The 13,459-nt window shown below is 58.0% G+C and carries 11 protein-coding genes and 4 tRNA genes; 12 read left to right on the top strand and 3 right to left on the bottom strand.

The genetic code is table 11. From position 1 onward, the window contains the following. Positions 1 to 98 precede the first annotated feature (98 nt). From CVV65_RS16865 to dnaB, 3 genes are read left to right on the top strand one after another with little or no spacing between them, the layout of a single operon-like run. Positions 99 to 410, top strand: a complete 312-nt coding sequence (locus tag CVV65_RS16865; protein ID WP_157935575.1) for a MazG-like family protein — start codon at positions 99 to 101, stop codon at positions 408 to 410. 31 nt (positions 411 to 441) lie between these two features. Continuing rightward, entirely contained in the window at positions 442 to 885 is a 444-nt protein-coding gene (gene rplI / locus CVV65_RS16350; RefSeq protein WP_100669044.1) for a 50S ribosomal protein L9, read from the top strand. Positions 886 to 913: 28 nt separating this feature from the next. Continuing rightward, entirely contained in the window at positions 914 to 2,254 is a 1,341-nt protein-coding gene (gene dnaB, locus CVV65_RS16345; protein ID WP_407928410.1) for a replicative DNA helicase, read from the top strand. A 27-nt stretch (positions 2,255 to 2,281) separates the two neighbouring features. Here the strand turns inward: dnaB and CVV65_RS16340 are convergent, their stop codons facing one another. Next, positions 2,282 to 4,429 carry a cell division protein FtsA gene (locus CVV65_RS16340; protein WP_100669042.1) on the bottom strand — a complete coding sequence of 716 codons (2,148 nt, stop codon included), beginning with the start codon at positions 4,427 to 4,429 and terminating at the stop codon, positions 2,282 to 2,284. 231 nt (positions 4,430 to 4,660) lie between these two features. Here CVV65_RS16340 and CVV65_RS16335 point away from each other — a divergent pair, with 231 nt between their 5' ends. The 5 genes from CVV65_RS16335 (at position 4,661) to CVV65_RS16315 (ending at position 6,500) form a co-directional block, all read left to right on the top strand. Continuing rightward, a complete protein-coding gene (locus CVV65_RS16335) occupies positions 4,661 to 5,956 on the top strand; it encodes an adenylosuccinate synthase (protein ID WP_100669041.1) in 1,296 nt (431 codons plus the stop codon). A 133-nt stretch (positions 5,957 to 6,089) separates the two neighbouring features. After that, positions 6,090 to 6,165: transfer RNA gene (locus CVV65_RS16330), tRNA-Lys, on the top strand. 65 nt (positions 6,166 to 6,230) lie between these two features. Beyond that, positions 6,231 to 6,305, top strand: a tRNA-Val gene (locus tag CVV65_RS16325). Positions 6,306 to 6,317: 12 nt separating this feature from the next. Then, a tRNA-Asp gene (locus tag CVV65_RS16320) sits at positions 6,318 to 6,394 on the top strand. Between the two features lie 30 nt (positions 6,395 to 6,424). Continuing rightward, positions 6,425 to 6,500, top strand: a tRNA-Phe gene (locus CVV65_RS16315). 72 nt (positions 6,501 to 6,572) lie between these two features. Here the strand turns inward: CVV65_RS16315 and CVV65_RS16310 are convergent. Continuing rightward, positions 6,573 to 6,944: a hypothetical protein gene (locus CVV65_RS16310; RefSeq protein ID WP_100669040.1), complete on the bottom strand. Its 372-nt coding sequence runs from the start codon at positions 6,942 to 6,944 to the stop codon at positions 6,573 to 6,575. Between the two features lie 209 nt (positions 6,945 to 7,153). Here CVV65_RS16310 and CVV65_RS16305 point away from each other — a divergent pair, with 209 nt between their 5' ends. After that, positions 7,154 to 7,939 carry an MBL fold metallo-hydrolase gene (locus CVV65_RS16305; RefSeq protein WP_100669606.1) on the top strand — a complete coding sequence of 262 codons (786 nt, stop codon included), beginning with the start codon at positions 7,154 to 7,156 and terminating at the stop codon, positions 7,937 to 7,939. Here the strand turns inward: CVV65_RS16305 and CVV65_RS16300 are convergent. Next, entirely contained in the window at positions 7,924 to 8,142 is a 219-nt protein-coding gene (locus CVV65_RS16300; protein ID WP_133121345.1) for a hypothetical protein, read from the bottom strand. The two genes, CVV65_RS16305 and CVV65_RS16300, sit on opposite strands and share 16 nt — an antisense overlap. A 216-nt stretch (positions 8,143 to 8,358) precedes the next feature. Here CVV65_RS16300 and CVV65_RS16295 point away from each other — a divergent pair, with 216 nt between their 5' ends. From CVV65_RS16295 to CVV65_RS16285, 3 genes are all read left to right on the top strand, one after another. Continuing rightward, positions 8,359 to 9,546 carry a S1C family serine protease gene (locus tag CVV65_RS16295; RefSeq protein WP_100669039.1) on the top strand — a complete coding sequence of 396 codons (1,188 nt, stop codon included), beginning with the start codon at positions 8,359 to 8,361 and terminating at the stop codon, positions 9,544 to 9,546. 337 nt (positions 9,547 to 9,883) lie between these two features. Continuing rightward, the gene (locus CVV65_RS16290) at positions 9,884 to 10,402 is read left to right on the top strand and encodes a 23S rRNA (pseudouridine(1915)-N(3))-methyltransferase RlmH (protein WP_232796661.1); all 519 of its coding nucleotides are present in this window, start codon (positions 9,884 to 9,886) and stop codon (positions 10,400 to 10,402) included. 128 nt (positions 10,403 to 10,530) lie between these two features. Next, positions 10,531 to 13,458: a bifunctional diguanylate cyclase/phosphodiesterase gene (locus CVV65_RS16285; RefSeq protein WP_100669038.1), complete on the top strand. Its 2,928-nt coding sequence runs from the start codon at positions 10,531 to 10,533 to the stop codon at positions 13,456 to 13,458. Position 13,459 lies beyond the last annotated feature (1 nt).

Here is a 13,459-nt window from a genome sequence, read left to right as displayed (position 1 = left end):
GGCGGCGCTCGTGTCAGGTCGGCCTTCGCGGATGCAGGAGGAATTCAGGGGGCGATGTTGAATCCTTTTATCTGAGGCTTGAGAGGGGAGGGGCACCCGTGGCGACCTTTCGCCGGGACGTGGACATCGGTCGACAAGTGAAGTTGATGGAATGGATAAAGATTGAGTTACTCGACCAGGTGTCAGCTCTGTTTCGGGCATGTCATACTGGGGCTGAGGGGCTGATCGCCGACGCTTTGTCGGGCATATTGATCAGTGTTTATATCCTGGCGCGTCGGGTTGGCCTCTCCCCTGGGGAGATTGATCGTAAAGCACTGGAAAAGTTAACAAAAACAAAGGAAATCGGTCACGAGGCTGAAACCTGGTTCGGAGACCTCGGGGCGGTTGAAAATCACTTGAGAGGCCGTTAATTTTCCGGAAGCGGCGAATGGGGGGTCAGTGGTGAAGGTTATTTTTCTGCAAGACGTCAAAGGCCAGGGCAACGCTGGGGATGTCAAAGACGTGTCCGAAGGGTATGCCCGCAACTATCTCCTTCCGCGAAAACTGGCAGTGGAGGCGACGGAAGCGAATCTCCGCGCTTTACAGACCCGGGTGGAGCATAGAAAGGCGCAGGAGGCCGAACGTCTGCGCCAAGCTAAAGAAACCGCGGACAAACTAAGCGGCCTCGTCGTGGAGATTACGGCCAAGTCTGGCGAAAACGGTCGACTTTTCGGTGCCGTCACCGGGAAGCAAATCGCCGAAGCTCTGGCGGCGCAAGGCCTCAAGGTGGATAAGCGCAAAATTGAACTGGAGGAGCCGATTCGCCACCCGGGCACAGTGACGGTGCGGGTTCGGCTTCATCCTGAAGTGACTGCGGATATTCGGGTTCGCGTGCTTCCCGTGTAACGGCGAGGGATGAACGGTGAGCGACAGCATGCAAGACCGGGTTCCTCCCCAAAGCGTTGAAGCGGAACAAGCGGTCCTCGGTGCGGCTCTGTTGGACGGGGCCGCCTTTCACTTGGCTCTGGAGCGCTTGACACCTGAGGATTTTTACCGCTCGGCCCATCAAAAGATTTTTCGGGCGATGGCGGAGGTGTCCTCTCACGGGGACCCTGTGGATCTCGTTACAGTTACTGCCCGCCTTCAGGATGCGGGCCAACTGGATGAATGCGGGGGAGCTTCTTACCTCGCCGAATTGGCCCATATTGTACCAGCGACGGGAAATGTTGAACATTACATCGACCTGGTGCACGACAAATCGGTGTTGCGCCAGCTCATTCGTACGGCGACCCAAATCGCGGCGAAAGGGTACGAACCCGCCGAAGATGTCGCCGGCCTTCTGGACGAAGCGGAACAACGGATTTTTGAAATCACCCAGTCCCGGGTGGTCCGCGGCTTCATTCCGATTCGGGATATTCTGGAACAGGCTTTTGAGCGCATTGAGTATCTATATGCCAATAAGGGTCAAGTCACCGGCGTCCCATCGGGGTTTCCCGACTTGGACCGCCTGACCTCTGGGTTTCAAAAATCGGACCTGATCATCGTTGCGGCCCGGCCCAGCGTGGGGAAGACGGCCTTCGCTTTGAACATTGCCCAGAATGTCGGGGTTCGTTACGGTTTGCCCGTGGCGATTCTCAGTTTGGAAATGTCCAAGGAGCAGTTGGTGCAGCGGATGCTTTCAGCCGAAGCCAATCTCGATGCTCACAAGCTGCGGACAGGCTTTCTGGATGAACAAGATTGGCCGAAACTCACGATGGCCGTGGCCAATCTATCTGAGGCGCCGATCTATGTAGACGACACCCCGGGAATCACCATTGCGGAGATGCGGTCAAAATGTCGACGGCTCAAGGCGGAACGGGGATTGGGGTTAATCGTAGTGGACTACCTGCAGTTGATGCAAGGAAGGGGGCGGGCGGACAATCGTCAACAGGAGATTTCCGAGATATCCCGGGGTTTAAAAGCATTGGCGAGGGAACTGGAGGTACCGGTGATCGCCCTTTCCCAGTTATCCAGGTCTGTAGAACAGCGCCAAGACAAACGCCCTCTTTTGTCTGACATTCGCGAATCGGGATCGATCGAGCAGGATGCGGACCTCGTGGCGTTTCTCTATCGCGAGGATTACTACGATCCAGATACGGATCGCAAAAATGTGATTGAAGTCATCATTGCCAAACAGCGAAACGGGCCGACAGGTAAAGTCGAGATGGTATTCCTCAAGAACTTCAATAAATTTGTCAACCTCGAACGGGTGTCCGCGGGAGAGGGGACCCCTTGACCGGGGGACCCCGGCGAGGGGAAACGCCTATCTCCAGTAGAGCCGCACGTTGTCCCCGGTGTGAAGGGGCGTGGTGAATGTCGCTTCGGCACCATTGACCTCCACGTGAAACGACCGGGCATCGGCAGGTCGCAACCCCTCGGGATCGATCACTCGAAACAGGTCGCTGATGATCCATTCGCCAACTTGTTCGTCCCAGACCTCCACCCAGTCGTCGCCGTCTTGAAGCGGCGTCCCGGGATCAGCCGGGCGCCCGTTGCACCGGAACGCCCTATAATCTTCCCCGTCCAATCGTACCAACTGGCCGTTGACGGTGACCGTGAGGGCCGGCCGCCCGGGACTGCGTTCCGGGTTCGTGACGAGCCAATCCGCCAATACCGGAGGCGGGGCTTCCACAATCTCGATCCGATCCCCCGCGGCCACGACAGTTCCCGGTTCGGCCGCCACCCCGTTCAATGTCACGATCCAGTTGGGATGAACGTACTGAACGGACCTGCCATTCCATGTAAAATGAATTTCTCGCTGGGAGAACGCTTCGGGTCTCCCGACATCTTCAAGCACATCCCGCAACTGCTCGGGGATGTACGCCTCGATCATTGCCCGATCTACCACTTGGGTGTCCGGTTTGACCCGGTGTCCGTTCATGAACACGCGCGGCGGCACGGGCTGGGATACACCATTCACGTACACCGACAAACTTTGTAGGGGCGGGATCAAATCTTCGATTCGGCACCGAGCGTCTTTCCCGTTTTGTCCGGGTCGTACCTCGATATGATCCCCGCTTGTGACCGGCGAGTCCAGCGTGGCAGGTGAACCATTCAACCGGATCTCCGGCCCCGACCCCGGTGAGCCAGGAACAACGCGCCTCTCTCCTCCGATGGTCACCGTCAACGCGGCGCCAGGGCGACCGAATAGAGAACGGATGTGAATACCCGCTTGAATCAACGCATCCCCGACCGTGAGATCTCGAAAGTCGAACAGGTGTACCTCCGTACTGCCGACCCGAACTGTGGCGGTCTGAACCGGGTGTTCCAGGGCAGCCAGGGCGATTCCCAGGGGCGTTACACCGTCCGGCCCCTTGAGTCTCGGCGGGATCCTGGCGAATCCTGCCACATGATCCACGGACCGGACAGCGACGCGGTCCTGGGGAAGGCCCAACTTCCGGGCCAGACTCTCCGGCAGCCCCGGTGTCAGGCTGCCTCCTCCGATCAAGAGCACTGCTGCGGGGGGCCGGCCGTTCAGGCTGAGAATTTCCCGGGCAATAAGTTCTGAAAGTCCGTCCACGGCGGGGGCCATAGACTGAACGAATTCCGGGCCCGGCACTTTTCGGCTATGACCCAGGACGTCGGTAAAGCGGATCTCCGCATCTCGCCAGTTCCGCTTTGCTGTCTCTGCCGTATCAAAGTCCAGCAGCCAGGTTTCCGCCAGAGCCTCAGTAATTTCGTCCCCTGCACTGGGAACCATTCCGTAGGCGACGACCGTACCCTCTGCAGTCAAGGCGATGTCGGAGGTTCCGGCTCCCACGTCCACCAGAGCCAAGTTCAGCTTTCGCATGGAGGCCGGGATGAGGGCGTGGATCGCGGCGATAGGCTCCAAGGTCAGGGCGCGCATCTGCAGATCTGCGGCTTCCAAGGCCGCAGCCAACGATTCGACCACCACCTTTGGCAAAAAGGTACCGATGACTTCGGTGCTGGCCTCCTGTCCTCTCTGCCCGAGGAGATTGCCGATCGTCGTCCCATCGAGTTTGTATTCGACGACGGAATAACCTACACAATGATAACGGCCGGCAGACTCTTCGTCCCCCGCCAATTCTCGGCGAGCCTGCTCCAACGCTTCTAATTCTAATCCGCGAACCGCGTCCGCCTCTAACCGGGAACCGTTCACAGCGCGAACAGCCTTTCCCCGGCAGGTTTTCAGCGCTCGACCGGCGGCGGCCACCGCCACGTCCCGAAGGGGACCGACCTTTTTCTCCAACCGCGCCTTGAGACGCCGGATCAGCTCGGCTACCCGGGGTATATCGTGAATTTGTCCGTCCAACATAGAACGAGTTTGATGCTCAAGAATTTCGACCGCCTTGATCGTTAATCCCTTTGTTCCGGGAATGGCGGTGAGCCCGACGACAGTTCTCGTCCCAATGTCCAGCGCAAACAATGGCTCCGACTTTTCCGAAACCACAATGCTCCCCCCTCTGCGGCCGCAGATGGGCGCATAGCTGTAATTTACCCTTCTATTACATTCGTCGCCTTGGGCGTGCCTCCCTTTAACCCGAACGATTGACGGCGCATGATGGGGAAACGTTCGGTCTTCCGTTGACACGCACGCCGGGGGCTGATAGACTGGGGGCGGTGACCGCTCTGAGTTGCGCAACCCGCAACGGGGCAGGTTAAGAGACGGAGGTGTCTGCGGGTGGCAACCGTCGTTGTGGTCGGTACCCAGTGGGGCGACGAAGGTAAAGGGAAGATCACCGATTACCTTGCCCAACGCGCTGAAGTGGTCGCCCGGTATCAAGGCGGCAATAATGCTGGGCACACGATTTATCTAGATGGTCAGGAGTACAGATTGCATTTGATTCCATCGGGAATTTTATATCCGGATAAACTGTGCGTCATCGGGAATGGAATGGTGGTGGACCCCGCCGCGCTGGTGGAAGAGATTCGATACCTTGAGCAACGGGGCATGTCGGTGAGCAACCTCCGAATCAGTGATCGGGCTCACGTCGTGCTTCCTTATCACCGGCGACTGGACGAGTTGGAGGAACAACGCCGGGGAAACGGAAAGATCGGAACGACCCGCAAAGGAATCGGTCCTTGTTATATGGATAAGGCGGCCCGGGTGGGAATTCGAATGTGCGACCTGCTCGAACCCGAGGTGTTCGCGGAGAAACTGGCCGACAATTTGGCGCAAAAGAATCGCCTTTTCGAAAAAGTCTATGAGGTGGAAGGGTTTGACCTGAAGGAGATTCTCGAAGAGTATGCGGCATATGCCGAGGTGCTGCGGCCCTATATTGCGGATACATCGGTGGTCCTTAACCGCGCTATTGACGAAGGCCGAGATATCCTCTTCGAAGGGGCCCAAGCCAGTATGCTCGACATTGACCACGGCACGTACCCGTACGTGACCGCTTCCAATCCTGTGTCTGGCGGTGTGTGTATCGGAGCCGGGGTGGGCCCGACCAAGATTGACCGGGCAATTGGCGTGGTAAAGGCCTACAGTACCCGGGTTGGCGACGGCCCGTTTCCCACGGAAATGCTTGATGATGTGGGCCGCGAAATTCGGGACAGGGCGGGGGAATACGGGACGACCACGGGTAGGCCCCGCCGCATCGGCTGGCTGGATGCGGTGGTGGTTCGCCACGCTCACCGGGTGAGTGGGCTGGACGGATTGGCGGTGACGCGCCTGGACATTCTGTCCGGTCTCGACGAGTTGAAGATCTGCACCGGCTACCGATACCGGGGACAAGTCCTCGACGAATTCCCCGCCAGCCTGCGGGTTCTTTCGGAATGTGAACCCATCTACGAGACGTTACCGGGATGGCGGGAAAACCTCGACGGCGTCCGGAATTACGACGAGCTTCCCGAGGCTGCCAAAGGGTATGTAGAGCGGATTTCAGAACTGGTGGACACCCCGCTCTCGCTGATTTCTACCGGGCCAAACCGTGAACAGACCATCGCCCTGGGGGACATTTTTGTGTCCAGACGCTAGCCTTTTCGGTCGGTATGGGAGACCCCGAGGGAGTCAAAAAATCCTCTTGGGGTCTTGCATCTGAGCCGGGGGCGTGGTATAGTATAAACCGTCGTCGACGTCCGCCACTCTGCTGGGTGGTTGCGGGGCATGAGAGCCATTAGCTCAGATGGTAGAGCACCTGACTTTTAATCAGGGTGTCGCAGGTTCGAGTCCTGCATGGCTCACCAACACCGGACTGTGCCGAACCGGCACCGTCGCCACCAATGGTGCGGCGATAACAGGAGATCGGGATGGGCGGTTAGCTCAGCGGGAGAGCACTCGCTTCACACGCGAGGGGTCACTGGTTCGATCCCAGTACCGCCCACCATTTTTATGTCTTGGAGCTGTAGTGTAGAGGCCCATCACGCCTGCCTGTCACGCAGGAGATCGCGGGTTCGAATCCCGTCAGCTCCGCCAACGCCGGGTCGACGCGGGGTCGACCTTTGTGGCTCGGTAGCTCAGTCGGTAGAGCAGAGGACTGAAAATCCTCGTGTCGGCGGTTCGATTCCGTCCCGAGCCACCATTGGTTGAATCGATTGAAAAGCCACCTCTCCGTCCTGGAGGGTGGCCTTTTTTCTAGGAGGTGCTGGGTTGATCAAACTTTTGCCCCGAAACTTCGCAGTAGGTTGAGCACCCCTTCGGTTTCATTGTCGGGAACGACGGCGGTGACCAACCAGTTGGTCCCGATGGCATCGGGGTCCTCTTGGTCCGCCATGCCCGAGGCCGACGGATGGACCGCCGCCAGAGGGCTTTCGTCCCGGTCGATAACTCCGTTTCCGAGGGTGAGGTTGGCGAGGCTAGGGATGTGCCCAGAGATCGTGGTGTGATGCAGAGGAGCCGGCCCTTCGGGAAAGGAGCTGACGGAAGCTAGCTGCACCTCTGAGAATCCTCGTTGCCGCAGGGTATTCGCCGCGTGAGAAGCCCTTGCAAAAGAACGAAAGTATGCGAGGATCGATCGCTCGCCCATGGTGTCCCCCTCCGATCTAAGGGTGGTCAAGCCGAAACTTCCTGCCCTTACAACCACAGTGTTCCCCGTTGAGCTGTATTTTAGGGACTCTGGCCACATTACGGTGTCCGCAACTGCAAAGACTTGCCCGGCACGGGTTGCCAAATCGGACCCCCGCCGGCACAATAGAAGGGGACGTGGGTGAGGTTTTCGGAGGAGGCGTCGAAGGCGTGTTTTCTTTCAGTGTGCTGGCGAGCGGAAGTTCTGGAAATGCGGTACTGGTTTGGGCGGACGATGTGCGCCTCCTGATCGATGCGGGGATCAGCGCTCGGCGATTGGACCGCTCTTTGCAGCAGCACGGGGTGAACCCGGACCAGTTGACGGCGGTGGTGGTGACCCACGAACACCGGGACCACGTCCATGGATTGCGGGTGTTTGCCCGGCGCCATGCGGTGCCGATCTGGGCCACCGGAGGGACCTGGACGGAACTCGGTGATCTTTCCACCGAGGTCGGCAGTGAACGCTGTTTTACGCTCACTGCGGGAAAGGTGGTTTATTTTGGCGGGGTTGCTGCGGAACCCGTCGCTGTCTCCCATGACGCCCGGGAACCCGTGATGTTTTGCTTTCACCACGGCGGGAAAAAGCTCGTGCTGGCCACAGACCTGGGTTTTGTCGGGGACCGCTTGCGCGGCGCCATCGCCGACGCGGATGCGTATATTCTCGAGTCCAACCACGATGTCGGGATGTTGCGGGCCGGTACTTATCCGTGGCACCTGAAGCGGCGAATCCTGGGGGACAAAGGGCACCTGTCCAACGAAGCGGCGGGGGAGACCCTAGCCGAAGTGATCGGCAACCGGACAACCCGGGTGGTGTTGGCCCACCTGAGTGAAGAAAACAATGCGCCGGAAGTCGCAAAAACCGCGGTACGAGCCATTTTGATGCAGGAAGGTCTGGAGCATCTTCCGATTGAGGTGGCTCCGAGACACGAGTCGACGCCTCTTTATGCCGTAGGGTGATCTCCGGATTGGAGGGCCTTCGGTCTGCCGTGGCCGACCCGGGTGTCCAACTCCCGAACCTTGCGAAGGATTTCCTCTCGTTGTGCCACTCCCGACTCGATCAACCATTCCAATAAAGCGGTCAATAACAAGGTATTCTGGTACTCTGTTTCCTTGAGATCGGCAATCAGGGCCGCCCAGTCGGGCGCTGGTTGTGTCGCCACACTTGTTTCCCCCTCTCAGTCCCGTACACCAGCATTGTCGTCCATGACAGATGGTTCTATACACAACAAATCCACCAGATCTCCATCGGTTTTCCAAAGGACTGAATCTTCGCCGACGAATGCGTTCTTTCATTGAGAAAGGGCGCTCCCAGTCGGTATAATGGAGGCAGTCGGGCTGTCAAGGGCATGCTCGGCTCGGGATAAGGAGGTTTGACGATGGGTTTCTACGATACGGATGCAGAAGGCATGAGGCCCAGACGTCGTGGGCCGCTGTCGTGGCTAGCCGTGATCGTGGTGTCCGCGATGATCGGGTCGATTGTGACCATGCTTTTCCTTCCAGCGATGATACGGAGTCATCTAGTGAATTTGCCGGTCGCCCAAGCGCCCGGGACGAATCTCGCACCGCCTTCCGGTGTACAACAGACCGTGAGTTATACTGTCGACACGGGGATCGTTCAAGCGGTGAATAAAGTAAAGCCAGCCATTGTCGGAGTTGTCAACGTGGCCAAGGTGCCCGACTTCTGGCGTGGTCAAATGGTGCAAAAGGACCAAGGGGTGGGGTCAGGGGTGATTTTTGACCCCCGGGGCTATGTGGTCACGAATAACCATGTGGTAGAAGGTGCCAGCGCCGTGGAGGTGGTGCTGGCGAACGGACAGCGAGTGAAAGCCTCCATTGTGGGCACAGATCCGCTGACCGATCTGGCCGTTCTCCGCATCCCCGCTGACCAGGTCAAGGCGGATATGGTGGCTACCTTTGGGAATTCCGATACGCTTCAGCCCGGTGAACCGGCGATCGCCATTGGCAATCCCCTGGGTCTGGAGTTTCGTCAAACAGTGACCGTGGGGGTGATCAGCGCCACGGGTCGAACCTTGCCCATTACCGATAGTCAAGGCCAGGTAGTGTGGGAGCAAGATGTCATTCAAACGGATGCGGCCATCAATCCGGGCAACAGCGGTGGAGCGCTGTGCAACATCGAAGGTCAGGTGATCGGCATCAACAGTTCGAAGATTACCCAAACCGCCCAGGGGCCGGTGGAAGGATTGGGATTCGCGATCCCGATTAACGAAGCGAAACCCATCATTCAGCAACTGATCACCAATGGCAAGGTGATCCGCCCGGTCCTCGGTATTACTGCCGTATCCCTGCAAGAGTTGCCCCTTGAGAGTCGGCCTCAGGTCCCGGTGGATTATGGCGTGGTCGTCGGCCAGCCAACCGCTGGAGCAGCTGCGGCGGGCCTGCAAGAGGGAGATGTGATCGTGCAGGTCGACAACACCCCTGTGCACAACGTCTCTGATTTGCGCAAGGCACTGTTTGTGAAAAAGCCGGGAGATACCGTATCGGTGACCTTCTATCGCGGACAGCAAAAGCTTACGGTGAATGTGAAATTGTCCGCTGCCTCATAGAAGGCGGAGTGTGATCGTCTGCATCCTGGTATACAGAGGCCGGCTCGTGCCGGCCTTCACCATTTTCAACCCGTCTTCTTTCCCGGGTTTCATTGATCCCGGGAGGTCAAATCGACAATCTTGGTAGGTGATGGAGCGATGAACCGACGGTCCCATTCTGACGGACTCCGGGTTTCTCCGGGGCCGACGGAGGACCCGGGCTCCCGCCCTTGGGCAGCTTGTGGGGAATGCGTGGATTACGTCCTCGACGAATACCTGGAGGAAACCGGTTATGTGCCGAACCTCGAACCGATTTCCTTGACTCCGAACCCCAAGCCACTCTGTGTGCGGTGTGGGGATGCGGCCGATTATCTGCTTACGCCAGGGGGTGTCATCGATCCAGATCCACATCCTCGCCGTTGGTAAACTCAAAGAGCGATACTGGGCGGAAGCCGCTCAGGCTTACCTGAAGCGCCTTTCCTTTTATGCGGATGTCTATCTCGACGAAGTGCCCGACCAGCCCGTGCCCAAAACCCCCAGTCCAGGCGAACGCGATGGGGTGTTGGCCGCGGAGGGGGAGGCGCTTCTCGGGCGAATCAAGGATCGGGATTGGGTGACCGCGTTGACTTTGGACGGCCGACGTTGGACGTCCGAACAATTTGCGGAACAATGGCAGGGCTGGATGAGCCGCGGGGCTGCTCGATATGTCTTTGTCGTCGGAGGGACTCTGGGCCTCCACTTCCGGGTCACCCGGCGGGCAGACGCCCTCTGGTCTTTATCTCCCCTCACCTTTCCCCACCAAATGGCCCGGGTGATCGTCCTGGAGCAGCTCTACAGGGCCTTCCAAATCCTTCGGGGTGGCACTTATCACCGATGATCAGCAGCCTTTGGCTTTAAAAACGTTCACAGCTTCGACACGATTCGACAACAGGGATTCGGACGCAATGATATGAAAACTACATATACAGGAGCCAATGCCACGGTAGAGACGGGGGTGGCGAGGAGATGAGGATCGACGGTGAACCAACAGGGGGTGCGAGCAGCGCCCTTGAACCGCTGTCGAGACCCCTTCTGATCGCGGTGGTGGGCAGTATGCTTCTGGGCTTTTTCGCGATGTGGCATTGCCCGGACACCTTCCATCTTCCTGACAAGCTTCCGTATATTTCCGTGCACTTTCTTCTTGAGCTATCATCAATCGCCATCAGTTGGATGATTTTTTCCGTAGGATGGCACGGTGTGGGAGAGAATGGTATCGGCAGTATGGCATTTCTCGGTTCCGTATTCTTGGCCGTTGGGCTGTTGGACGTCCTGCACACGCTGACCTATCAAGGTATGCCCGACTTCATCGGCCCGAGCGCCGCTCCGGTGGCCACTGCTTACTGGATGGCGGCCCGCCTGATCGAAGCGGTGGGGATTCTAATCGCCACTTTGTTGCCCGGGCGGCCGTACCGGCGCTGGGTGAGACGGGGATTGGCGACGGGCGCAATTCTCTCTGTTTTTCTGATTGCATGGGCAATTACAACTCGCCTGGATCAATTGCCTGCTTTATACATACCGGGACAAGGTTTGACCCCGTTGAAAATAGGCCTCGAATATGGAGTTGTGGTGGTGCACATCGCCACGATGGCCGCCATTGCTCGCCTCCCCGGAAAGCTGGATCCAATCGACCGCGGAGGAATGATGGTGGGGCTGGTCGCCGTGGCCCTGGGCGAGCTTTTTTTTACCCGCTACGTTCAGGTGACAGATATTTACAACCTGCTCGGGCATATCTACAAAGTGCTGGGTTACGGTTTTTTTTATCGGGCGATTTTTATCCAGAACGTTCATGCCCCGTTTCGTCAATTGCAACGCTCTCAATCTGAGCTCTTCGAGAGTCGGGAGTGGCTTTTCACCACGCTAAAAAGTATCGGGGATGCCGTCATTGCCACAGACGAAGGGGGCCGGGTCAAATTTATGAACGCAGTGGCGGAGTCCCTCACGGGCTGGTCTTCTGCCGAGGCCGTCGGACGTCCGATTCACGAGGTGTTTGACATTTTGAACGAACAGACCCGCCTGCCGGTGGAAGTTCCCGTCACAAAGGTTCTCCAAGAAGGGGTGCAGATCGGGCTGGCCAACCACACCTTGCTCATCCCGAGATATGGAAGCCCTGTACCTATCGACGACAGTGCCGCCCCGATTCGGGATGATCACGGACGGATACAGGGGGTGGTCCTTGTTTTTCGCGACATCTCTGCCAAGAGGATGTCGGAAGAACGGGATCGACTGGCCTCCCGGGTACTGGAAAGCATTTCCCAGGGGGTGGTGATCACCGATCCCACCGGGCGAATTGTTTCGGTGAATCCCAGAGCTTCGGAAATCACCGGATACACCTTGCCCGAGTTGATTGGACAGACCCCCCATGTCTTCAGTTCGGGCCGCCACGACCGCGCATTTTATGAAAAGATGTGGAAGAGCTTGACAGAAAGCGGTTTTTGGCGGGGGGAGATTTGGAATCGGCGTAAGGATGGCCGTTTCTATCTCGAAGAGATTGCGATCAGTGCGGTGAAGGACGACTCCGGGAATACCACTCAGTTTGTCGGCATTTTTCAAGATATCACCCAGCGAAGGCAGATGGAGGAGCAGATTCGTTATCAAGCGGATCACGATCCTCTGACGGGCCTCTTTAACCGAAACCGGTTCAAGGCTTTGTTGCAATCCGCCATTGACGAAGCCGGGGATACTGGCCATCTGGCCGTGCTCTTTCTCGACCTAGACCGGTTTAAATTTATTAACGACACCCTTGGGCACGGGGTCGGGGATCGGCTGCTTCAGGAAGCGGCCGGGCGTCTGGTGGCGATCATGCGTCCGGGAGATGTGGTGGCCAGGCTCGGAGGGGACGAGTTTATTGTACTGGTTCGAAGGTCGGGAGAAGAGCGAGAGGTGGCGGAGGTGGCAGAGCGCATTGCCGGCGTTTTCCGGGAGCCTTTCCGGCTGGACGGCCACGAACTGTACGTCACGGCCAGCGTAGGCATCAGTGTATATCCCCGGGACGGACTGGGGGGGGAAATCCTGGTCAAGAATGCAGATGCGGCCATGTATCAGGCCAAAGAAAGCGGGGAGACGTACCAATTCTACCGCCCGGAGATGAATGCGGCGACGGCGAAACGGCTGAACCTTGAAAATCGCCTTCGCCGGGCTCTAGAGCGGCACGAGTTCACCTTGGCGTATCAACCTCAGGTGGATTTTCGCTCCGGTCGCATCACGGGGGTAGAAGCTCTGGTCCGCTGGCTGGATCCGGAGGAAGGCGTGATCCTGCCCGGGACTTTTATCCCTTTGGCGGAAGAAACAGGCCTGATTCTTCCTTTGGGCCGATGGGTGCTCGAGCAGGCATGCGCGCAAACGAAGAGGTGGCACGAACAAGGGTTTAAACATTTGAAAGTGGCCGTCAACTTATCGATGGTGCAATTTCATCAAAAAGACCTGCTGGAGATGGTCCAGGAGATTCTGCAAAGGACCCGGCTGGAACCGCGATTCCTCGAGTTGGAACTCACCGAGAGTGCAGTGATGCGCAATCCGGGGACGGCCATCCGCATCCTGAGTGAACTTCGGGACGCGGGGATCCAAATTGCTCTGGATGACTTTGGAATCGGCCATTCCTCTTTAAACTACCTCAAACAGTTGCCCGTGGACCGAGTGAAAATCGACCGGTCATTCATCCGGAACATGCCCGTCGATTCGGCCGATGTGGCTATAGTCACGGCCATTGTGACCCTCGCTCACCATCTGAGGCTGCGGGTTCTGGCGGAAGGAGTGGAAACGGACGCCCAGCGCGATGCTCTGCGTTCCATCGGTTGTGATGAATACCAAGGGTATGTGTTTAGCCGGCCCGTGGATCCGGGAGACCTGGTGCCTCTATTGCAGCAATGCCTTCATGCGCCCAGGGACCTGTCCTGAT

Origin of the sequence: Kyrpidia spormannii (assembly GCF_002804065.1) — a bacterium.
GTDB lineage: Bacteria > Bacillota > Bacilli > Kyrpidiales > Kyrpidiaceae > Kyrpidia > Kyrpidia spormannii.
Note: the sequence above shows the minus strand (reverse complement) of the source record. Positions and strands in the feature narration are given on the sequence as shown.